Genomic DNA, 23,072 nt, shown 5'->3' with positions numbered 1-23,072 from the left:
GTGGATGGCTTCACCTTCCAGAACGTGGAGAACCTGACCGGCGGCAATGCTGAGGACACCCTCGACTTCAGCGGTTACGGCAGTGCGGTGACGGTAACGCTGACGGGGGCCGGGGGCGTGGACGGCTATGCCGGGACGGCAACGGCGCTGGGCGGCGGCTTCGACAACATGAACGGCATGGTGGGCAGCAGCCAGGCCGACACGCTGGCAGGCGCGAACGCGGCCAACACGTGGCACATCACTGCTCAGAATGCGGGCGATGTGGACGGCTTTGCCTTCCAGAGCGTGGAGAACCTGACCGGCGGCGCGGCGGATGACACCTTTGCCTTCCAGAACACGGGGGGCGTGGGCGGCGTGGTGGATGGCCGTGGCGGCACCGATACGCTGGATTACAGCGGCTACGCCAGTCCGGTGGATGTGGACCTGGCGGCTGGCACGGCCACAGGCACGGGGGGCGTTGCAGGCATTGAGAATGTCGTCGGTAGCCCGGCGGGTAACACCATCTACGGCGACGACAACGACAATGTGCTGCAGGGCGGTTCTGGCAACGATACCCTGGTGGGCCGCGGCGGCAACGATACCTATGTCTTCACCGGCAACTGGGGCCAGGATGTGGTGCGCGAGCAGCCCCGCGAGGGGAACGACACACTGGACTTCTCGCAGGTGAGCGCAGACCTGACCTTCGATGTGGGACAGAGCCTCACCGTCGGCGATGGCTCGGGCAACACGGTGACCGTGGACGATGCTTCCACGGTGGAAGCCCTGACCGGTGGCACGGGCGACGACACCTTTGCCTTCGCCGACGGCGCGGTGTGGCCGGGCACGCTGGACGGCGGCGCAGGACACGACAGCGTCAGCCTCGCGGCGGCGACGGCCCCGGTGAGCGTGCGTTTGACGGCCCTCGGCACCACCGACGGCTTCCAGGGCGTCATCGAGACCACCCAGACGGCCTTTGACAACCTTGACGCGCTCACCGGCGGCGCGGCTGCCGATACGCTCACTGGCGCCGACATGGACGCCACCTGGGCGCTGGACGGCGCCAACCGGTATCAGGCGCAGGGCCGTTCGCTGGACCTGGTTTCCTTTGAGAACCTGATCGGCGGCGCACAGGCCGATACCTTCGTGGTGAGCGGCGCGCAGGGCCTCAACCTGCACGGCGAGGCGGGCGATGATACCTTCCGCCTGAACGACGCGGCCGTGCTCAACGGCGCGGTGGATGGCGGCGCAGGCACTGACACCCTGGATTACAGCCCCTACACGAGCGCCGTGAACGTGGATCTGCTCACGGGCGTTGCCACAGGCATCACGGGCGGCGTGAGTGGTGTGGAAGACATCCTGGGCGGCTCCGGCGACGACACGTTGGCGGGCGACGATGCCGCCAACCGCATCCAGGGCGGCCCGGGCAACGACACGCTCATCGGCCGCGGCGGCGACGACGTGTATGCCTTCGCCGATGGCTGGGGCACCGACACCGTCGTCGAGGCGGCGGATGGCGGCACCGATACGCTCGACTTCAGCGGCGTGAGCGATGCGGTGGCCTTCAACATTGACGACGGCTTGCAGGTGGTCGGCAGCGGCGCCAGCAACGGCAGCAGCGTGTTGCACAACTGGGGCACCGGCCCAATCAATGTGGAACGTCTTGTGGGCACTGCAGCGGACGATGCCTTTGCCTTTGCTGACGGCGCGGCCTTCCCCGGCACGGTAGACGGCGGCGCAGGCACCGACACGCTGAATTACAGCGCTTACACTTCGGCGGTGACCGTCAGCCTGGCCGACCACACAGCGACCGGTTTGGCGGGCTTCCAGCAGGTGGAAGCCGTGGTGGGCGGCAGCACGACGCAGGATACGCTGCTTGGGCCGGATGCGGACACGACCTGGCACATCACCGGCCAGGATGCTGGCGATGTGAACGGCGAATTTGCCTTCCAGAGCATGGAAAACCTGCGTGGCGGCACGGGCGACGACACTTTTGCCTTCGCCACGGGCGGCACGCTGAGCAGCATGGCTGACGGCGGCGCAGGGCACGACATTCTGGATTACAGCGGCCGCTCCTACAACGAGCCACTGGTGCTGAGGCTCATCGGCGAGGGCAGCGTGGACGGCTATCAGGGCACCGAGCAGATTACCCTGCCCAACGGCTTCGACAACATCGACGGCGTGGTAGGGACGCCCGCGGTGGATACGCTGACCGCACCGCCAGGCGACAATACCTGGCACCTCACCGGCCAGAACAGCGGTGTGCTCAACGGCGACTTCACTTTCAGTTCCATCGAGAACCTGCGCGGCAACACCGGTGCGGATGACTTCCTGTTCGAAGACGGTGCGGGGGTGGAGGGTACCATCGACGGGCAGGGCGGTGGCGATACGCTGGATTACAGCGCCTACACCACGCCGGTGTATGTGGACTTGCGGGGTACCTCCGGCCAGGCCACGGGCACGCAGATGGGTATCACCAACTTTGCCAACATCATCGGCGGCCAGGCGGGTGATACGCTCATCGGTAACGAAAAGGTCAACCGCATCCTCGGCGGCCCCGGTGATGATACGATTACCGGTTATGGCGGCGATGACTACCTGGACGGCGAGGCCGGCAACGATACCTTCAAGGAGGCCGACACGCTGGATGACCTCACGGTGGACCTGGCGGCGGGTTACTCGCACAGCGCGGGCAACGATCCGGCGACGGATACGGGCAACGACGAGGTGCTGAACTTCGAGAACGCGATGACCGGCGGTGGCAATGACCGCCTCTACGGCACCGATGGCGACAACCTCTTCACGCCGGGTATGGGCAACGACTATGTGGATGGCCGCGGCGGCAGCGACACTTACGCTGAGCCCGACGCGATGGCCGATATGGTGGTGAACCTGCCTGCGGGCACCGCCGACGGTGCTGACATCGGCCACGACACGCTGGTGAGCATTGAAAATGTGTGGGCCGGTCACGGCAATGATACGGTCATCGGTGACGGGCACGATAACATCATTGAGGGCGGTCCCGGCAACGACGTCCTGGATGGCGGCGGCGGCAACGATACGGTTTCCATCGCACACGACACCGTGGGCGCGACGGTCAACCTGTCCACTGGCGTGGCGCAGCAGAAGGGCACCGCCCCCAACGGCATTGGCACCGATACGCTGACGAACTTCGAGAACATCCTCAGCGGCCACGGCGACGACACGCTCATCGGCGACAACCAGAACAACATCTACTACTTCAAGGATGCCTGGGGCGACGATACGGTGCAGGAAGGCCTGCATGGCGGCTTCGACACGATGGACTTCGGCGATGTGAAAGCCGACCTGACCGTGACCCTGGGCAGCGTGACCGTGACCGACAGCGTGGGCGACCGGGCCTACCATGCCGACAACTACATCGAGCAGGTCATTGGAGGCCTGGGCGACGACCTCTTCCGCTTTGCCCACGACGGCGGCACCTTTGCTTTCGGCCAGGGGCTCCTCGATGGCGGTGCGGGCGTCAACACGCTGGATTACAGCATCTACACGACCGGCGTGACGGTGGACTTGCTGCACGGCAAAGCCACGGGCACGGGCGGCATCCGCGATTTCCAGAACGCCACGGGCGGCAGCGGCGACGACACCTTCTACGCCAGCCCTGTCCGGAACGTGCTCGACGGCGGGCCGGGCTACGACACGGCTTACAATGTGGAATGCGGCCTGGATGTGCTCATCAGCATTGAGCGGGTGTTCTGCGTGGGCGGCAAGCCGCAGCCGCAGCCGCAGCCGTGGGTGGCGCCGGTGGTGGTGATTGCCCGCAGCGGTGAGCGGGTAGCGGTTGCGCACAACCGGGTGACCATTGTTATGTTAGAATATCCGGCAGCGCCGGAGAGCATCGGCACAGGCAGGCAGGATGCTTACCCGCAAGGCGGCGAGGCCGTGATTCTGCCCACGGGGGCGGATGCCTGGGCAACTCTGGTGGCGATCGGTCACCTCGGGGAAGCCGACTTGCCCGCCCCGCTGCCGCAGGGCTTTCGCCTGCTCGATGCCGTCCGTGTCCGCCTGTGGGATGCGGAAGGCCAGGAAGTGACCCAGATGCCTGAGCAGATGCCGCTGACGGTTTCCTTCCCGTTGTGGAAGCCGTGGGAAGGCAAAGGCCTTGCAGTGCTGCATTGGGATGCCGACCAGGGCCAGTGGGTGGAACTGCCGATGCGGCGGTGGCTGCTGAACCCCGACCGGCGCACCTGGCAGAAGGTGCCGGTATTGCTCCGCTGGCATGCGGATGGCAGCGATGCGTGGAGCGAAGCCCACGTGATGGTGTGGGCCGACTACCTGCTGCAAACAGGGAACATCCTGGCGTGGGCGATGTCGGAAGGCTCGGTGCAGCAACTCCCTGCGTTGCAGGCCGCTGGGCGCATCACGGCCACGACCACGAAGAGCGGTATCTTCGTGCTGGTTGTGCGCCAGCCCTGACTCCGGCTGGCGCGGCCCTGCAACGTGGCGCCGCCGGAGGGCATTTTGCAAAGGCAACTGAGCAAATACCGCACGCTCACGATTCTTTTAGGCGCCGTCGTGCTGGCTTCCCTCGTGCTAAGCGTGATGGGGCCAGCCGTGAAAGGGGGAAAACCTGTAGCGCCCACGCCCTCAATCGCGGTTTATGTCGCCAAAGGGCGGGCAGCCCTTAGCGCGCAGGATTGGAAGGGCGCGGCTGAAGCCTTCTCGCAGGCCCTGCTGCTGGATGCGGATGCGGTGGACGCCCTGGTGGGGCGAGGGACGGCTTATTTCTACCTCGATCGCCTCGACAACGCCTTGACCGACCTCAATCGGGCGGCGGCGTTGGACCCGCGCAACGCGCGGGCTTTTTACATCCGGGGGCTGGTGTGGTTGCAAAAGGGGGATACTGACAAAAGTATTGCCGATTTCAGCCAGGCAATTTTGCTGAACCCGCGCGATGCCGATGCTTATGACCAGCGGGGCGTGGCGTACCAGAAGGCCAGGCAACTCGATAAGGCCATTGCCGATTGGACCAGCGCCCTGCTGATTCGCCCCGACGGCCAGAACGCCCGCTGGGCGCGCGCACAGGCTTGCTTCCTGCAAAAACAGTATCAGCGAGCCATTGACGACGCGGACCAGCTACTCACCAAAAATCCCAAGCGCCCCGATGTGTTGGCGCTGCGGGCGGAGTGTTTTGCTGCCCTGAAGGAATGGAAAGAGGCCCTGGCCGATTGGTCGCAGGTGATTGCTCTGAAGCCCAATGCCGACATTGCGTATTACTCCCGCGGCAATGTGTATTATGCCTTGCAGGAAACCGACAAGGCCATTGCCGATTGGCGAAAGGCGGTTTCCCTCAACCCCAAGAATGCCGATGCGTATTACAACCTCGCGGTGGCCGGGTCGCAGCAGAAGCACTACGAGCAGGCCATCGAAAATTACCGCCATGTACTTTCTATCAACGGCGAGGATGCCAACACCGAATATGTGATTGGCGTTTTGGCCTATCGCGCGCAAAATTTGCAGGAAGCCCTGACGGCCCTGAACAAGGCTATTGCCCTCAACCCCAAGTTTGCGCGCGCGTACTTCAACCGGGGCAATGTGCAGCGCGATTTGGGGAACAAGGATGCGGCGCTGGCCGATTTTACGAAGGCCATTGCCCTGAAGCCTGATTTCCCGGAAGCCTACAACAATCGCGGCAATCTCTACATTGCGCTGAAGGAATGGAAAAAGGCCGTCGAGGATTTGAACGAAGCAGTGCGCCTGAAGCCGGATTATGCCCTGGCTTATTACAACCGGGGCATTGCCGAGGCCTATTTGCAGGAAACCGACAAGGCCATTGCCGATTTCACCCAGGCGCTGAAACTTTCGCCTAACCTGGTGGATGCTTATTACCAGCGGGGGTTGGTATATTTTGCCCAGAAAGAATGGGATAAAGCAGAAGCCGACTGGAAAACGTTGGCGACAAAGAGACCCGATTTGGCGAAAGCCTATTACAACCTGGGGGTGCTGTATTTCCAGAAAGGGCGTTATTCGGATGCCCTGGACGAATTTACGCAGGCCATTGAGAAAAACGCCAACGATGGCGCGGCTTATTACATGCGGGGCAATGTATACCTGCGCCGCCGGGAATACAAGGAGGCCATTGTCGATTACACCCAGGCCATTCAGTTGAAAGAGCGGCTGGATCAGGCCTATTTCAACCGCGGGGTGGCTTATTACCGCCTTTTCGAGCGCGAGAAAGCCATTGCCGATTTCCAGCAGGTGTTGCTGCTGAGCCAGGATAAGCAACTGCGTTCTCGGGCGAAGGAAGCCCTGCGCTTTCTGGGGGCGCCGCCGGTGCCGCCGACGCCGACACCCACCCCCACGCCGCTTTCGGCCCCTGTGACCGGCAAATGAAGTTGTAGGAGTTTTGAATGAAATGGTTGGGACTTTCGCTTGTAGCGTGAATCAGGTATTCCTATGGGCATGCTCGCCAAACAGCAGTGTGTTGAGTATTTGATTAGTACACCGGTCACCTGCAGTTGTACCAATCTGGCCGAACATCTGGCAAGGGTCAGCCATGATGTCGTCGGCGACGCCTTGCAGCGAGAACGCCTGACCGCCCGGCATTGGTGGGAATTGGTCCAGGGGCTCCTGGCTATCCTTGAAAGTACGTGCCAGGTCGCTTGGGAAGACGCTTTACCAGGCTCGCAGAGACTCGTTTAGCGATTCTTTGCGGGCTGAACTCCGCAACCCTACCTCAAGGCTTTTCAACCTGCTTGAGCGAAAGGCCTTATGTGTAAATGATAAAGTCCAGCTAAGAGGGTTTGTAGCGGGGATGGGGGGAGTATTAATTTGCCGTTAAAACCCGGTTGACTTTTCCGCGAAGATATGCCATACTGATGAGCAACACTATTGGCAATATGACCAACGTCACCCCTTTGACCAGTTGAAAACGCGATATTGTCCACTTTCCCCATCCATCCCGGGGGATGCCCCCGGAGAGGCAAGGAGTTGCCATGCTGCGAGGTTTTCGCCATACCCTCAACAGCAGCCGTCTCAAGCCAGGTGAAACCCAGTTGCTGATTGAAAACCTGCACCTGAGTTTCGGCGGCGTCGCGGCCCTCACCGGCGTGAGCCTGGAGGTGCGCCAGAGCGAGATTTTCGCCATCATTGGCCCCAATGGGGCTGGTAAAACCAGCCTTCTTAACAGCATCAGCGGCCTTTACAAACCGCAGCGGGGGCGCATCACCTTTTACGATGGCACGCGCGCCCATGAACTCATTGGCAAGCGCCCTCATCGGATTGCCCGCCTTGGCATCGCCCGCTCCTTCCAGAACATTGAACTCTTCAAACACATGACCGTGCTCGACAACCTGCTCGCGGGGTGCCATGTGCACATGAAGAGCGGCCTGCTCAGCGCGATGATCTACTGGGGCCCTGCCCAGCGCGAGCAAATTGCCTTCCGGGAGTTTGTCGAAGACATCATCGACCTGCTGGAAATCGAATCCATCCGCGACAAAAAAGTGGGCACCCTGGCCTACGGCCTGCAAAAACGGGTGGAACTGGGGCGCGCCCTCGCCATGAAGCCGGCCATCCTCTTGCTGGATGAGCCGATGGCTGGGATGAACAGCGAAGAAAAGGAAGACATGGCGCGCTTCATTCTGGACGTCAACGAAGAGCACGGCGTGACCATTGTGCTCATTGAACACGATATGGGGGTCGTCATGGATATCAGCGACCGGGTCGCGGTGCTCAACTTCGGTCAGAAGATTGCCGAAGGAACGCCCGACGAAATTCGCAAGAACCCGGTTGTGGTGCAGGCTTACCTGGGTGAAGAACAGGCGGTCTTCCCCTTTGCCGCCGGTGCAGCAGGAGGCCCCCATGCCTGAAACGCTGCCTCAATACCTCGCCATGCACGCCGAGCGCACCCCCGACAAAGTGGCATTGCGCGAGCGCATTTACGGCATCTGGCAACCCGTTACCTGGAAGCAATATTACGACCACGTCAAATATTTCGCGCTGGGCCTGCATGCCCTGGGTCTCAAGCCGGAAGACACCGTGGCTATCATCGGCGACAATCGTCCGGAATGGCTCTTCGCCGAACTGGCTGCCCAGTCTATGGGGGCAAAGTCGGTGGGCATCTATCAAGACTCGGTGAGCGAAGAGGTGCTCGATATTGTCAGCCGGTCCGACGCCACCTTTGTGGTCGCCGAAGACCAGGAACAGGTTGACAAACTGATTGAAATCTGGCCGCAACTGGAAGGCCAGGTGCACAAGGTCATCTACTACGACCCCAAGGGCCTGCGCAACTACACGGAAGACTACCTCATGTACTTCCTCGACGTGGAAGCCCTGGGCAAGGAATATGAGCAAGAGCACCCCGGCTTTTACGAGGAAAGGGTCGCCCGCGGGAAATCTTCCGACCTCGCTATTCTTTCGACCACGTCGGGCACCACTTCGCGCCCCAAACTGGCCATGCTCACCCACGGCAACCTGATCAGCATGGGCAAGAACCTGATGGCTGTGGACCCAATGGAGCCCGACGACGAGTTCGTCTCCTTCCTGCCGCTGGCCTGGATCGGCGAACAAATGAGTTCGGTGGCCTGCGCGCTCAATGTGGGCTTCAAAATCAACTTCCCCGAAGCGCCGGAAACCGTGCAGCATGACATGCGGGAAATCGGCCCCCAGATGGTCTTCAGCCCGCCCCGCATCTGGGAAAGCCTGGTCAGCCAGGTGCAGGTCAAAATCGAAGACACTACTCGTTTCAAGCGCTTCATGTACAACTGGGCCATGCCCATCGGCTACCGCATGGCCGATATCCGCTTCCGCAAAGAAAAGCCCTCGCTGGGGTTGAAAATCCTCTACTTTTTGGCCGACTGGCTGGTGTTCGAGAACATCAAAGACCAGCTCGGGCTGCGGCGGCTGAAGCGGGCTTACACCGGCGGCGCGGCCCTGGGGCCGGACATCTTCCGCTTCTTCCACGCGATGGGCGTCAACCTCAAGCAGATCTACGGCCAGACCGAAATCGTGGGCATTGCGGTGGTGCATCGCGACGGCGACATCAAGTTCCAAACCGTCGGCCTGCCAATTCCTGAGACCGAGCTCAAGATTGCCGAAAACGGCGAAATTTTGATGCGTTCCCCCGCGGTGATGGTTGGCTATTACCACGACCCCGAAGCCACCGCCCAGGCCATTGACGAGGAAGGCTGGTTGCATTCCGGCGACGCGGGCTATCTTGATGAAGACGGCCACCTCATCGTCATCGACCGTGCCAAAGACGTCATGACTCTGGCCGACGGCACCAAATTCAGCCCGCAGTTCATCGAAAACAAACTCAAGTTCAGCCCCTACATCCGGGAAGCCGTGGTCTTTGGCGGCGATTGGCCTTTTGTCACGGCTTTCATCAATATTGACTTTGCCAACGTGGGCAAATGGGCTGAAAAACACCAGGTGCCCTACACCACCTACACCGACCTGGCGCAGAAGCCCGAGGTGTACGAAATCGTCAAAGCGCATGTGTTGCAGGCCAATGCCGACCTGCCGCCCGCGGCGCGCATCCGCCGTTTCCTGTTGTTGCACAAGGAACTCGACGCCGACGATGCCGAACTCACCCGCACCCGCAAGGTGCGCCGCCGCCTGATTGCCAAGCGCTACGACGACCTGATCTCGGCCCTTTACAGCGATGCGACCAGCGTGCCCGTCGAAACCACGATTACCTATCAGGACGGGCGGACTGCGACCATCCGCACCAACCTGCGCATCGAAGACGTCGATATTTCCGACGCTGCCGGCAAGTAGCACCCCTGCATCCTGCAACTTGCATCCTGCAACTTGCATTCTCCCCGAGAGGCCAATTATGGATTTGTTCATTCAACTCACCCTCACCGGCCTGACCAACGGCGCCATTCTGGCGTTAGCGGCGTTGGGCTTTGTGCTCATCTACAAATCCAGCGACGTCATCAACTTTGCCCAGGGCGAGTTTTTGCTCATCGGCGCGTATGTAATGTTTTCCATGCTGGTGCAGTTCTCGTTGCCGTGGACGATTGGGTTGGTGCTCACGCTGTTGGTGGCAGTGGGCATTGGCGTGGCGGTCGAGCGGCTGGTGCTGCGCCCGCTGATCGGTGAGCCGATCATTTCGGTCATCATGGCGACCATTGGTTTGAGCAGCCTGCTGCGGGCCATTGTGAGCACCATTTGGGGCAACCAGCCGCGGGCTTTTCCGGCTTTCATCCCCAGCAAGCCGGTGCATGTGCTGGGCGCGACGGTGGGTGCCGACCGCCTGTGGGCGATCGTGATCGCCGGGGTGATGCTTTTCCTGTTTAACCTCTTTTTTACCCGCTCCAAGGAAGGCATTGCCATGCGCGCCGTGGCCGATGACCAGCAGGCCGCGATGAGCATGGGCATCAGCGTGAAGCGCATCTTTGCCTGGGCGTGGTCGATTGCGGCCATGACCGCGGCCATCGGCGGCGCGCTGGTGGCCAACATTGTGGGCGTGGGGCCAGAACTGGCGGGCTTCGGCCTGCGGGTGTTCCCGGTGGTGATTTTGGGCGGGCTGGATTCCATTCCCGGCGCGATTGTGGGGGGGGTGATTATCGGCCTGTTGGAAGCCTATGTTGGCGGCTACATCGGCATGGGGTTGAATCAGGTCATTTCCTTCATTGTGCTCATCCTCATCCTGATGGTGCGGCCGTATGGCCTCTTTGGCCAGGAAATCATCGAGCGCGTGTAGCCCGTAAGTCGTTCCCCTGCAGAGGAGTAGGCGGTTATGGTTTCTGGTGTTTTCCATACCTCGTATGAATCGGATATGGCGCTGCGGCGGACCCCGGCGCAGAAAATCCGCATTGTGCTGTTCATCCTCTTCATTTTGCTGTTCCCCTTCTTCGCCAACAAATACACCCTCACCTTGGCCAACCAGATTGCCATTGCTACCGTGGGCGCGATTGGGTTGAACATCCTCACCGGCTATACCGGCCAGATCAGCCTGGGGCAGGGGGGCTTCATGGCGGTGGGGGCCTATGCCGCGGGCCTGCTGACGGTGCGGTTGGGCATGCCGTGGTATCTTTCGATTATTGTGGCGAGTTTTGTCACCGCGGCGGTGGGGGCATTTTTTGGCATTCCCTCGCTGCGGCTGAAAGGGCTTTACCTGGCTATTGCCACCTTAGCCGCGCAGGAAATCATCCTCTGGGTGGTGACGCACTGGAAAGGCCTGACCGGTGGGGTGGAGGCCCTGGTGGTGCCCGACCCGCACCTCTTTGGCCTGCGCATGAATGCCGATTTCAACTTCTACTGGTTGGCCTGGGCGCTGGTGGGCATTACGGCGCTGCTCACCCTCAACCTCTTCCGCACCCATTATGGCCGGGCGTTCATTGCCATTCGCGACCAGGACATTGCCGCCGAGGTCATGGGCGTGAATTTGTTCCGCTACAAGTTACTGGCGTTTGCCATTTCGTCCTTTTTCGTGGGTGTGTCGGGGGCGTTGCTGGCGCACTACCGCAGCATCGTGACCTGGGAACGCTTCACGCTGGATGTGTCGGTGCTTTACCTGGCGATGATCATCATCGGTGGCATGGGGTCGGTTTCCGGCTCGTTGTTCGGCGCGTCGTTTATGACGCTGTTGCCCGCCCTCCTGACCAATGCGGGCCGTGCATTGCGAAAGGTCTTCCCGTCCATCAACGCTATTATGCCGTTCATTCAGGAAGCCACCTTCGGCCTGGTGATCATCCTCTTTTTGATTTTGGAGCCGGAGGGCTTGAAGAAATTGTGGGAAGACATCAAAGATTACTTCCGGTTGTGGCCGTTTAGTTATTAGGTGTGTTGAGGAGGTGTGATGGAACGATTTGCCGCAAGACTTTCGCCCTTTCACTCGTTTGTTCTTCTCGACCAACTCAGGAGGTGAAGCATGCGTAAGTGGTTTCTCATGATTGCCGTGGTGGCGCTGGCCGCGGTGGCGCTGGCTGCCTGCGGCGGTGGCGGCAGCCAAAATGCCTCGACCGGCCCCATTAAGGTCGGCGGCCTCTTCGACCTCAGCGGCCCAACGTCTGATGTGGGCACCCCGTACAGCGAAGGCGTGCGCGATTACGTGGCCTGGCTGAACGCCAACGGTGGCATCGACGGCCGCCAGATCGACCTGGAATGGGCTGACTATGCCTACAAAGTTGACCAGGCCGAGCAACTCTATTCGCAGTACGTCAACGACGGTGTGGTAGCCTTCATGGGCTGGGGCACCGGCGATACCGAAGCCCTGCGCTCGAAGATTGCGGCTGATAAAATCCCCTACATGTCGGCTTCCTACTCCGCCAACCTGGTCAAAGACATCACCAAAGCGCCCTACAACTTCCTCATTGGCGTGACCTACTCCGACCAGGCCATCATCGCCATCCAGTGGGCCATTCAAGACTGGAAGGCTTCCGGCCACGACGGCATGCCCAAAGTGGCGCTCATCCACCATGACAGCCCCTTCGGTGAATCGCCGGTGGCCGATGCCAAAGCGTTTGCCGATTCCAAGGGTGTTGCTTTCATGCACCTTGCCATGCCCAAGGGCGCGACCGACTACGTGGCCGAACTGGCCCAGATTCAGCAATTCGGCGCAAACTATGTGATTGTGCACACCGTTTCCAGCCCCGCTGCGGTGCTCATCAAAGACGCCAAGAGCCAGGGCTTGTTGGGCAAGATCAAGTTCATCAACATGAACTGGTGCGCCGATGAAATCTTCCTCAAACTGGCCGGCGACGCTGCCGAAGGTGTGTATGGCACGATCCCGTTCACGCCCCCCAGCGACCCCGTGCCCGGCCACGACGCGCCCGCCAAGTGGCTGAAAGACCACGGCTCCAGCCTGGAAGCCAAGGGCGTGCACTATGTTCAGGGCTGGTGGACGATGGCTGTGATGGCCGAGGGCATCAAGCGCGCTGCGGCCAAGGGTGATGTCAGCGGCGAGGCCATCAAGGCTGCCCTGGAAACCATCAAAGACTTCGACACCGGCGGCGTCACGGCCCCCATTACCTTCACCCCGCAAAGCCATCGCGGCAGCAAAGCCCTGCGCATCTACGAGGTGAAGGACGGCAAGTGGACGCGCGTCACCGACTACATCGAAGCCCCGTAACTTTTTGTCCGTAACCCTCTCCCCAAGTGTGTTGCAGGTTTTCCCCTGTGGCTTCTCCCCTCACCGAGGGGAGAAGCCGGGGGAGGGGAGTTCACCAGCCACGACCGCGCCCCTGGCCGCGCGGTTTCCAGCGAGGGTGTTATGCTCAGCCTCAACAATGTGGAAGTCATTTACAACAAGGTCATTCTCGTGCTGAAAGGCATGTCGCTTGAGGTGCCCGAGGGCAAAATCGTCGGGCTGTTGGGCGCCAACGGCGCGGGAAAGACCACCACCCTGAAAGCCATTTCGGGCCTGCTCAAGCCGGAAGACGGCGAAGTGACCGACGGCTCCATCGAGTTCATGGGGCAGCCCATCCATAACCGTGACCCGGAAGACATCGTCCGGATGGGCATTTTCCAGGTGATGGAAGGCCGCCGCGTGTTCGAGCACCTCACGGTGGAGGAAAACCTGATTGCGGGGGCTTACACCCGCCCTGCCCGCAGTAGCCTGGCTTCCGATTTGGAGATGGTTTACACCTATTTCCCCCGCCTGCAAGAGCGCCGCAAGCAGGTGGCAGGTTATCTGTCCGGCGGTGAGCAACAAATGCTTGCCATTGGGCGCGCGCTGATGGCGCACCCCAAACTGATGCTGCTGGATGAACCCTCGCTGGGGCTTGCCCCGCTGCTGGTGCAGGAAATCTTCGGCATTGTGCAGCGCATCAACAAAGAGAAAGGCACCACCATTTTGCTGGTGGAGCAGAACGCCAACCTCACCTTGCAGGTGGCCGATTACGCTTACATCATGGAAAACGGGCGCATTGTGCTGGAAGGCACGCCTGCCGAGTTGAAAGAAAACGCCGACGTGCGCGAGTTTTACCTGGGCCTCACCGAAGTGGGCAAGCGCAAGTCGTACCGGGAAGTCAAGCATTACAAGCGCCGCAAGCGCTGGTTGTCGTAACCGCCGCCCCGTTGTCCGCTGCCCGTTGTCAACCGCGAGGGAGCCTCCCATGACGCTTTCCGACCTCATTGCCCATTTGGCCGCCCACGCACCGGCCTTTGCCCGCCGTCTGGAAGCCGCGGGGCTGACTGCCGCCGACATTCGCACGGAGGACGACCTCAGCCGCCTTCCTGTGTTGCGGAAAGACGACCTCATCGAATTGCAGGCACAAGACCCGCCTTTTGGCGGCCTGCTGGCGGTGGAAATCGGCGCCCTCAAGCGGGTTTTCCAGTCGCCGGGGCCGATTTACGAACCCGAAGCCGACCGCCCCGATTACTGGCGCTGGGCTTCGGCGCTGGAAGCCGCCGGCTTCCACGCAGGCGATGTGGTGCTGAACGCCTTTGGCTATCACCTCACGCCCGCAGGCGCAATGTTCGAAGAAGGGCTGCGCGCTGTGGGCTGCACCGTGCTGCCCGGCGGCGTGGGCAACCAGGAACAGCAGGTACAGGCCATGCACGCGCTGGGGGTGAACGGCTACATTGGCCTGCCTTCTTATTTGAAAGCCCTGCTCGACAAAGCCGACGCCCTTGGCCTGTCGTTGCAAGTGGAAAAGGCTTTCGTGACCGCGGAGCCGCTGCCGCCTTCCCTGCGCGCCGAGTTGCAAAACCGCGGCGTTGCCACCGTGCGCCAGGGCTATGGCACCGCCGAGTGCGGCAACCTGGGCTATGAATGCGAGGCCGAAGACGGCTGGCACGTGCCGGAAGATGTCATTGTGCAGATTTGCGACATCAACACCGGCCAGCCGCTGCCGCCCGGCGAGGTGGGTGAGGTGGTCGTGACCGTGCTGCATGAGGAATACGCTCTGGTGCGCTTTGGCACCGGCGACCTTTCGGCGCTGAACACCGAGCCGTGCTTCTGCGGGCGCGCCACCCCGCGGCTGGTGGGCTGGCTGGGGCGTGTGGGCGATGCTGTCAAAGTGCGCGGCATGTTCCTGCACCCCCGGCAACTGCGCGGCCTGATGGCGCGCTTCCCCGAAGTGGCGCGCTGGCAGGCCGTGATTACCCGTGAAGCCCACAAAGACTACCTCACGCTGGAAATCGTCGCCCCCGACGCCCCTGCTGATCTGGAAGACCGCCTGGCCGCGGCTGCTCGCGATGCCATCAAATTCCGCCTCGCCGTGCGCCGGGTGGCCGAACTGCCCCCCGACGCCCCGCCCATCCGCGATACGCGCACGTGGGAATAGCCCCGCGACGATTGCCTTCCTTGTGCTGATGAGAAAATCCCTCCTGGCGAGGGATTTTTTTGCTTTCCCGGGGGAAAGTTGTAACCTTTTCTCTTCTGGGGCCGTCTTATAAGCGTCACACAAAACCGAAAACTTCGCCTGCGGGCGACCTCAAGGAGAGAAAATCATGTTGAAGAAAATCGTTTTGCTGACTTCCCTCGTGTTGGCCCTGGTGGTGGGTGCAGTAGCCCACCCGGCCGCTGCGGCTTCCTTCGTGCCTTCCACCGATCCGTGGGACGAAATTCAGACGCAGGCCACGGCCATTAGCCAGCAGGCCGCCGACATCGTGAGCGCTTCTCAGGCCATTCAGGCTTACGCCGCACAAATTCAGACCAACGAAAGCAACCCCGATGTGAACGCCTGGGCCGCCGACCTCATCGCCCTGGCTTCCCAGACCGAGCAAGATGCCGCCGCCATCATGGTGACCGCTGACGACATCAACACCCGCATTGACAATTCGGAAGGCACCACCCTGGCGCTCTCGGACGACATCGGCGAAATGGCCGACCGGATTGGCGAAATGGCCGACCGCATCCTCTGGACGGAGTTGCAAATCGGCGTGATGGCCGACCGCATTGTGGAAAGCGAGTACCTGATTAGCGACAGTTCCCTCAGCCTGGCCCAGATGATTCAGAGCAGCAGCAACACCCTGGCCACCAACGGCAACGCCATCGCCGCCGAGGCCGCGACCATCAACACCCTCTTGCCCTAAGGGTTTGTCTCGAATCACAAAACAAAAACACCCCCTGCCACGGCGCACCGCTCAGGTGCGCCGTGAGCGCGTGGGGCGCTTTGGTATAATGGCGCCATCGCCTGTTGGGGCGGTGAAGCCGAAGCCTTGCAGGCAAGGCACGAGCGCCGAGGAGGTGCCATGAATGTGGTTTTCCGCGTGACTTCCGCGGGGGCGACCGATGTTGGGCGGAGGCGCGCACACAACGAAGATTTTCTTGGCTGGTTTGAGCCGCACGATGAGTCTACGCTGCGCGCCAGCGGGCGCCTTTATGTGGTCGCGGACGGCGTGGGCGGCGCGGCTTATGGCGAGCGAGCCAGCCGCTACGCGGTGCAGAAGGTGCTCTACACTTACTACCGTCGTGCCGACGTGCCTCCCGCGGAGCGGTTGGCGCAGGCAATTCAGGAAGCCAGCCGCGAGATTCATGCGTATAGCCAGCAAGAGGCTGTGGGGCGGCCGGTGGCGACCACGTTAGTGGCCGCGGTGGTGTGGCAGCACACTCTCATTGTCGCCAACGTGGGCGATAGCCGCGCCTACCTGCTGCGCAATGGGGTGGCCGAGCAAATCACCCGTGACCACAATCTGGGGGAAGAGATGGTGCGGGAAGGGCTGATGTCGGCGGAAGAAGCGCGGGAAGCCCGCATTCGCAATCGGCTGACCCGCAGCCTGGGCGGGCGCCCTGCGCCCGAGGTAGATATCTTCACCCGCACGCTGCAACCGGGCGACCGGGTGCTGCTTTGCTCCGACGGGCTGACCCGCTACGCCTCGGCGGAAGATCTGGCCCATCTGGCCGCTGAGGGGAATCCGCAGGAGGTGGTCGAGCGCCTGATCGCTTTTGCCAACCGCGCGGGAGGGGCCGATAACATCTCGGCGCTGCTGGTGGAAATCGGCGAGCCGCTACTGTCGGAAGTCCTGGCCGCGGCCCAGCCCGTTGCGCTGCCGCCCCCGCCGGAAAGGCTGGGCGAGGACGCCCCCGTGCCGGAAACCGAAGCGGAAGCCCCTGCCGAAGGGCAGGCATCCCCGCCGGCGCCGACTGCACCCCGCGGCTTTTCCCGTCGCTGGTGGTTGGCGATGGCGTTGCTCTTTCTTGTGGGTTGTGGTGTGGGGATGGGGGGCGTCGCGCTGGGACGGGCGTTGTTGGCCCCTGCGCCGACGATCGCGCCCCTCATGGCTTCCCCCACGCCCCAGCCGCCCGCTTCCACGCCTTCCCCGCGACCTTCCCCTACGGCCACCTTCGCCCCTGCGCCGACCGCGGCAGCCATCGCACCCCCGACCGCGACGGCTACGCCGGGCCTCACCGTGACGCCTTCCCTTACGCCGCTCCCCGCTGGGGTCTATGCCTGCACCGGCGAAATTGGCCCAGGGGGCTCGTTCTACGGCCTGCTGGCACGAATGGGGCTTATCCCCGTGGCGGCACGTGAACCCTTCTGGGCCAGCGTGGCTTCGTGGGGTCGCTTCCGCCAGGTGCTGTATGCCGAGCAACGGACGCTTCCGCCCCCTGATCAGCCAGTGGATTTCCGTGTCTTCCAGACCATTGATGTGCCCACTGTGGCGCCCGACAAGGACCCACGCGCCTGGACGGCTTTCGAAGACCAGTTGCGCCGTTTTTCGCCGACGACGGTGGTGGTTGTGCCGTTGGTCAACCGCACCATGTGCGAGCAGGGGACGGGATGGTGGCAGCGTTTCCAGAGCCTGCCGCCCTGGATGCGCACTTTGCCGACTTGGACCCCTGTGCCTACGCCTGGGGGGTAGCATAACGCCACAGGGAACGGCTCTTTGCGCCGTTCCCTGTTTTTTCAACGAGGCGTTTGGGGCGTTTTTCAGTGCTTGGGAGGGGAAACTGAGGCGGGCGACGGTGTGTGACCGTTCCCGTTGCTCTGGACCAGTCGCACGTAGGCTTCTTCCAGGTTGGGGATGTCAGGCTGGAGGGACAGCAGTTCCGCCCCCGCGGCTTCCAAATCGTCGAGCAAGCGATAGATGCGTTGGGGGTCGGGCAGCACCACGCTGAAAACGTGGTAGCCGTCGGCGGCTTCGATTTCTTGCAATCGCCAGCGCGCTTGCACCGCCGGGGGAAGTCCCCCTGCCAGCCGGATTTCCAGCCGGTAAGTTTTGGCGTCGAAAAGCCGCTTCAATTCGGCAGGGGTGCCTTCCGCAATCACCTGGCCATCTTGAATGATGATGACCCGATCGGCTAAGGCTTCGACGACGTCCATCTGGTGGGAAGTCAGCAGGATGGTCTTGCCTTCCTCGCGGGCCAGGCGGCGAATCATGGGCACGAGTTCGCGCTTGGCCTCGACATCCAGCCCGAGGGTGGGTTCGTCGAGCATGACGAGGGGCGTCTGGCGCACCAGCGCGCTGGCAATGGCGACTTTCTGCTGGTTGCCGCGGGAAAGGTGGCGCACTTCGGTATGGAAGTCTTCAAGGTGGAAGAAGGCCAGCCAACGCTCGATGCCTTGCCGCGCCTGGCGGGGCGGCACGCCGGCGTAAGCGGCAAAGACTTCCAGGTTTTGGTAGGGGGTCAGCCGCCAGAAGATGTTGCGGTTGCCTTCCAGCACCGCGGCGACGTGGCGGTAGAGGCGGGTGAGGTCGTTGTGGTCGTGACCATACACCTGCACTTCGCCGCCGGTGGGGCGTACCAGGTTGAGGATGCACTTCACGGTGGTGGTTTTGCCGGCGCCATTGGGGCCGAGCAGGGCCACGATTTCACCTTCGGCCACCTGGAAGGAAACATCGCGCACGGCCTCAACGGGCGTTTTGGCAGGGTAGGTTTTGGAAAGGTGAGCGACCAGCAGGGCGGGCGTTGTCATGGTTTCAACTCAACGGAATTTCGTATAGCCATAAAAGAACAAAGAGGCGGGAAAGGGGAAGAGCTATTCTGGAAGATCAGTAGTGCGCCAGCAGGCCGCGTTCGCGGGCGGCGCTTTCCAGCCAGTGGTAGAGGGCCAGCCCCAGCCCGAGGTACACCGCGGCCTGCGTGAGCAAGATGCCCCATTGGGCGGGGGTGAATTGCCACCACAGGGTGCCGGTGCGGGTGTGTTCCAGCAGCATGTGCATTCCCTGGGCAAAGGGGAAGACGTTGAGCCACGGATGGCTGCTGACCGGCAGGGCCTGCAGGGGAATGACGATGAATTGCACGATGTTGAACACGCTCTGGATGTTTTTGAACCGCATGGCCAGACCTGCCAGGGCGTAGCCGATGCCGTAGGCGGGCAGCAAGGTGGTGAGATAGAGGAGGAAGGTGGTCAGCGGTTCCAGGTGCAGCCAGCGGCCGGTGAGAAGCATGAAGAATAACAGCATGCCGAGGTTGATGAAGGTATTGATGACGAAGGATGCCGCGGCTTCGACGGCAAGGATTTTCTGCAACTGCCACGGCGTCATGAAGAGTTGTTCCAGCAGGCCTTGCTGAGCGTAGGTGGTAATCGTCCAGGTGAACTGGCTGAAAGCGGTCAGCAACCCGACCCAGATCCAGTAGCCGAGGATGAGGGCTTCTGTGGTGCCCTGGAAGTTGCCACGGTTGCCCACCAGGGCGTGCGCGCCAAAGTAGAGCAGCGCGAAGAACATTGCAATGGTGCCGAACTCGGCTAAGGTGTTGAAGCCGTAACTGCGCATCAGGTGCAGTTCTTTTTTCAGAGCAATGAAGAACAGCCGTACGGAGGCCATGGGGCATGCTCCTGGCGGAAAGGGGGGCGTTAGGCTTCGAGGGCGTCCAGCAGGCGCTCGGCTTCTTCGAGACTGATTTTGCCATCCGCGAGCAGGCGTAGAATGCGTTGGCGGGCCTGCCGTAACTCTTCCTCGGGGTCGGAAGCCGCAGCGCTGGGGGCTTCGGCCTGGGGCTGCGGCGCTGTGGCCGCTGGCGCGGTTGCGGCTTTTTCGGGTTTTTGGGCCCGCCCCCGCCACAGGTTGAGGAATTTTTCCAACAGTTCCCAACCGATGGCGCTTTCGCTGATTTCCGGCGGGTTGGGGCCAATGTAGACCTGTTTCCCCGCCGTGATGTCTACGGTGAGGGCGCGCTCAGGATGCTCGGCACGCAGTTGAATCTTGGCGTCCTGGCGGGAGGTGTTTTGTTTGAGGTCAACCTGCACCTGCCCCACGCTGCGGATGGTGCCTTGAATCTCTGTATCGGCGGGCACTTTGATGACCACTGAACGGCTGCTGTGCACGACGATACGCTTGCCCGCGGGGTCGGGGCAATGCAGGCGAACCGGCCCGCGCACGTCTTCCAGCCGCACCAGCGGCGGGCAGGGCGTGACGAGCACGGGGCCGCGGATGTTTTGGATCTCAATGCGCTCGGTGATCTCTTTGAAATCGGCCGGGCCGTTGATGCGGTTGCCCAGGCACGCCTGAGTGGCACTGACCTTGATGGGGCCGTTGATTTCCCCGATTTGCACCTGGCCGCGGGTGAGGCCGCCGACGTGCACGGGCCCGGCAATGCTTTCGAGCACGACGTGGGCTGCCCGTGGCACGCGTACCTGCGCTGGACCGTTGATCTGGAAAGCGCGCGGGCGGTCGTGGCGGGCGGTTCCCAGGCCACGGACGTGCGCGGTGGATGTGTCTTCCCCCTGCACGTGAATCGGGCCGCTGGCGCTGAGGGTAAGGGGCGCGGTGTCGCCTTCTTCCCAGGGGATTTCCTCGCGAATGAAGGGGGCGTTGGCGAGGGCGCTTTGCAAGGTTTGGCGGATGTTCTTTTCGAGGGCTTCGGGGTCGAAATCAGGGATTGTCACTTTGACCTCCAGTTGGAAGCGTGGAAAGGGGCAAAATTACGCTTCTTCTCCTTTGAGCAGGCGGACGGCATCTTCGGCGCTGATGCGGCCTGCTTCCAGGTCGTCGAGAATGCGTTGCTTGGCCGCTGGCGAAAGGCGCGAGGCGGGTTTGGCGTCGCTTTCTGGCTGGTAGCCCATCGTGCGGATGATGGCGCGCAGCCGGTTGCGCAGCGTGGGGTAGGAAAGCCCCATTTCCTTTTCCATGCGCGAGAATTTGCCTTCGTTGCGGATGAACACTTCCAGGAAGTGCAATTGCTCCGGCGTCAGCCGGTCGAAAGCGCTTCCGCTGCGGGGGGCGTCGAAGTGCCCCTGAAAGGTGGTGCCGCACGATTGGCAGTGCAAACCGGTGACGATGAGTTTCCCACCGCAGAGCGGGCAGGTGGCTGGAATTTTTGGCATAGCCTCCTCCTTGTGAAATCCTAAACATCGTATCATGAATTCTAAAGTTTGTCAAGTGGATGTTTTGAAAAACAAAAAACGCGCCGCGGTGGGCGCGTGATTGGGGCAGGCAGTGGAAGCAATTATTTGACGGTGGTCAACACCGCGCGTACCATGCGGCGGTAGCGGTAGGTGCCGCTTGTAGGCGAGTAGTCTTCACAGGTTAGCAGGGTGAGCCAGTTGTAGTCTTTGTGTGCCAGGGCGAGGGAAGTGTCGTCGGGGCGTAGCAGGCGGTTTTCCCGCACTTCGTAAGTGTAAGTCAATTCCCCGGCATGGATGAGGATGCGGTCGCCGAAGCGCAGGCGTTTGAGGTTCACGAAGATGCCGGGGGTGTTGGCGGCGTTCCAGACGTGGCCGGTAAGCACGGTGTTGCCAGCCCAGGTGGGGAAAGCCGTGCCTTCCAACCAGCCTACCGTGTTACCCAGCCAGCGCACATCCCATCCCTGCGGGCCTTGGGGAACGCCGACGATGGGCGCACGCAGGGCCAGGGCGGGGATTTCCAGCGTGAGGGTCAGGGTGGCGTAGGCGTGGTCTGGCGGCTTCAGTGTTGTGAGGTGCCCCGGCGGGAGGCCAGTGACGGGCAGCAGGATGCCGCCTTGTGGAGGTGGGGGAGGCGTGGGGGTGGGCGGTGGTGAGGCAACGTGCAGGGTAAGGGTGCTTTCATCGTCGTCTGGCTGGCCGTCGTGCCAGTCGTCTTCGGCGAAGCCCACCGAGGCGATGCTGTCAGGGTCGACGGGGCCGGTATGGGTGATTTGCGCCTGCACGGTCAGGCTGCCGCTGCCTTCTGGCTGGACGGTCAGCGTAAGGGTGGCGCTTTGGTTGGCGGGCAGGGTGCCCACGTCCCAAACCCCTGAGGTAGCCGCAAAGGTGCCGGTTGCGGTGCTGCTGTTGACTAGCGTCAGGCCGACGGGCAGCGTGACCTGGGCTGTGGTGCTGTTGGCGTCGTAAGGCCCGGCATTATGGATGTTCACCGTGAGGCGAAACGGGTTGCCAGGGGTGGGGGAGGAAGTGCTGGTTGTAAGGTTGAGGGAGAGGTCGGCGATCTGCGAAGAAGAGCCGTTGACGTGTTCGCCGGGCAACAGGCTGAAATCGAGCACTTTGTGGTAGGTAGCCACGCCGTTCTCGATGGTGATGCGGTAGAGGGTTTGCCCGGAAAGGCCATACAGGTGCGCTCCATCGCTGTTCAGCCCCCAGATGCCTTCGGGCGCGCCGTGGCTTTCGGCGTCACCCAGGTTGGTGTAAGAAACAAAGTTCCCCGCGGCGTCGGTGGTGATTTGCAGCAGGTAGGTTTGATGCGAGTTCCAGTTGCCTTGTCCCCAAATGGCGTAGAGGTAGCCGTTGGCCTCGGTGTAGCCGCCGGTGTAGCCGCCTTGCGGGTAGTCGGCGCGCATGTCGTGCCACAGGGTGGTGGTGGTCGGGTTCTCGTCGTAGAAGGCGTAGAAGCCGGCAAGATAGCGGTAAGGCTGGTAACTTTCCAGCCCGCCGCCGATGTAGCCGATGTCCGTCCGGAGGCCGAATTCCAGCGCGTTGCCCCATTCGAAAGGCAGTTGCGGCTGCAGTTGGGTGATGTGCCCCGTGTTCAGGTCGATGGTGTAAAGGTGCGATTTTTGTTCCAGGGTGGTCGAGATGCCGTAGAGTTTGCCGGTGAGGGAAAAACCGATATCGCCAAAGCCAAAGTAGCCAAAGCGGGTGTGAGCGTCGGGGACGTCGTCGTGGGTGATGATGTATTCCTGGTGAGGAGAGGTTTCGACGTCGCGAATGACGAGGATGCGGTTGTGGTCGGTGACCAACCAGATATCCCACGCTCGGGCTGGGGTGGCCAGCACAGCCAGCAGGAAAAGGGCAAGGAGAAAGCCCAGAGAGAACGATTTGGGGGAGCGCCAGCGTAAGTGGAATTGTTCCATAATTGGCAAA

Annotated in this window: 15 protein-coding genes and 1 pseudogene; 10 read left to right on the top strand and 6 right to left on the bottom strand. The window is 61.9% G+C overall.

Features of this window, described 5'->3' with window-relative positions; all coding sequences use genetic code 11:
• Positions 1-3,691 precede the first annotated feature (3,691 nt).
• Positions 3,692-3,814, bottom strand: a pseudogene (locus ENJ54_05410) (energy transducer TonB).
• 662 nt (positions 3,815-4,476) lie between these two features.
• On the opposite strand from ENJ54_05410, the gene ENJ54_05405 reads away from it, so the two are divergent.
• The 10 genes from ENJ54_05405 (at position 4,477) to ENJ54_05360 (ending at position 17,712) form a co-directional block, all read left to right on the top strand.
• Positions 4,477-6,348: a tetratricopeptide repeat protein gene (locus ENJ54_05405; GenBank protein HFC09274.1), complete on the top strand. Its 1,872-nt coding sequence runs from the start codon at positions 4,477-4,479 to the stop codon at positions 6,346-6,348.
• 602 nt (positions 6,349-6,950) lie between these two features.
• Positions 6,951-7,823, top strand: coding sequence for an ABC transporter ATP-binding protein (locus ENJ54_05400; GenBank protein HFC09273.1), 873 nt, complete (start codon positions 6,951-6,953; stop codon positions 7,821-7,823).
• Positions 7,816-9,732 (top strand): long-chain fatty acid--CoA ligase, encoded by a 1,917-nt coding sequence (locus ENJ54_05395; protein ID HFC09272.1) that lies wholly within the window; start codon positions 7,816-7,818, stop codon positions 9,730-9,732. Before ENJ54_05400 ends, ENJ54_05395 begins: the two co-directional genes overlap by 8 nt.
• 58 nt (positions 9,733-9,790) lie before the next feature.
• A complete protein-coding gene (locus ENJ54_05390; protein ID HFC09271.1) occupies positions 9,791-10,663 on the top strand; it encodes a branched-chain amino acid ABC transporter permease in 873 nt (290 codons plus the stop codon).
• Positions 10,664-10,699: 36 nt separating this feature from the next.
• On the top strand, positions 10,700-11,743 hold the full coding sequence (locus tag ENJ54_05385) for a branched-chain amino acid ABC transporter permease (GenBank protein ID HFC09270.1): 1,044 nt from the start codon (positions 10,700-10,702) through the stop codon (positions 11,741-11,743).
• A 90-nt stretch (positions 11,744-11,833) separates the two neighbouring features.
• On the top strand, positions 11,834-13,033 hold the full coding sequence (locus tag ENJ54_05380; GenBank protein HFC09269.1) for a branched-chain amino acid ABC transporter substrate-binding protein: 1,200 nt from the start codon (positions 11,834-11,836) through the stop codon (positions 13,031-13,033).
• A gap of 141 nt (positions 13,034-13,174) precedes the next feature.
• A complete protein-coding gene (locus tag ENJ54_05375; protein ID HFC09268.1) occupies positions 13,175-13,969 on the top strand; it encodes an ABC transporter ATP-binding protein in 795 nt (264 codons plus the stop codon).
• A 49-nt stretch (positions 13,970-14,018) separates the two neighbouring features.
• Complete coding sequence (locus ENJ54_05370; GenBank protein ID HFC09267.1) at positions 14,019-15,191, top strand: phenylacetate--CoA ligase family protein; 1,173 nt, start codon at positions 14,019-14,021, stop codon at positions 15,189-15,191.
• A 166-nt stretch (positions 15,192-15,357) separates the two neighbouring features.
• On the top strand, positions 15,358-15,942 hold the full coding sequence (locus tag ENJ54_05365) for a hypothetical protein (protein ID HFC09266.1): 585 nt from the start codon (positions 15,358-15,360) through the stop codon (positions 15,940-15,942).
• 159 nt (positions 15,943-16,101) lie between these two features.
• Positions 16,102-17,712 (top strand): hypothetical protein, encoded by a 1,611-nt coding sequence (locus ENJ54_05360; GenBank protein ID HFC09265.1) that lies wholly within the window; start codon positions 16,102-16,104, stop codon positions 17,710-17,712.
• A gap of 68 nt (positions 17,713-17,780) precedes the next feature.
• On the opposite strand, the gene ENJ54_05355 is transcribed toward ENJ54_05360, so the two are convergent.
• From ENJ54_05355 to ENJ54_05335, 5 genes are all read right to left on the bottom strand, one after another.
• Entirely contained in the window at positions 17,781-18,767 is a 987-nt protein-coding gene (locus ENJ54_05355) for an ABC transporter ATP-binding protein (GenBank protein HFC09264.1), read from the bottom strand.
• 76 nt (positions 18,768-18,843) lie between these two features.
• On the bottom strand, positions 18,844-19,620 hold the full coding sequence (locus ENJ54_05350; GenBank protein ID HFC09263.1) for a hypothetical protein: 777 nt from the start codon (positions 19,618-19,620) through the stop codon (positions 18,844-18,846).
• A gap of 29 nt (positions 19,621-19,649) precedes the next feature.
• Entirely contained in the window at positions 19,650-20,681 is a 1,032-nt protein-coding gene (locus ENJ54_05345; GenBank protein ID HFC09262.1) for a hypothetical protein, read from the bottom strand.
• Between the two features lie 36 nt (positions 20,682-20,717).
• Positions 20,718-21,155 carry a DUF2089 domain-containing protein gene (locus ENJ54_05340; protein ID HFC09261.1) on the bottom strand — a complete coding sequence of 146 codons (438 nt, stop codon included), beginning with the start codon at positions 21,153-21,155 and terminating at the stop codon, positions 20,718-20,720.
• Between the two features lie 86 nt (positions 21,156-21,241).
• On the bottom strand, positions 21,242-23,062 hold the full coding sequence (locus ENJ54_05335) for a sortase (GenBank protein ID HFC09260.1): 1,821 nt from the start codon (positions 23,060-23,062) through the stop codon (positions 21,242-21,244).
• Positions 23,063-23,072 lie beyond the last annotated feature (10 nt).

The sequence above is a fragment of the Chloroflexota bacterium genome, assembly GCA_011322445.1.
Taxonomy (GTDB): Bacteria; Chloroflexota; Anaerolineae; order Anaerolineales; family DRMV01; genus DRMV01.
The sequence above is the reverse complement of the archived record's forward strand: the minus strand, read 5'-3'. Positions and strand labels throughout refer to the sequence as shown.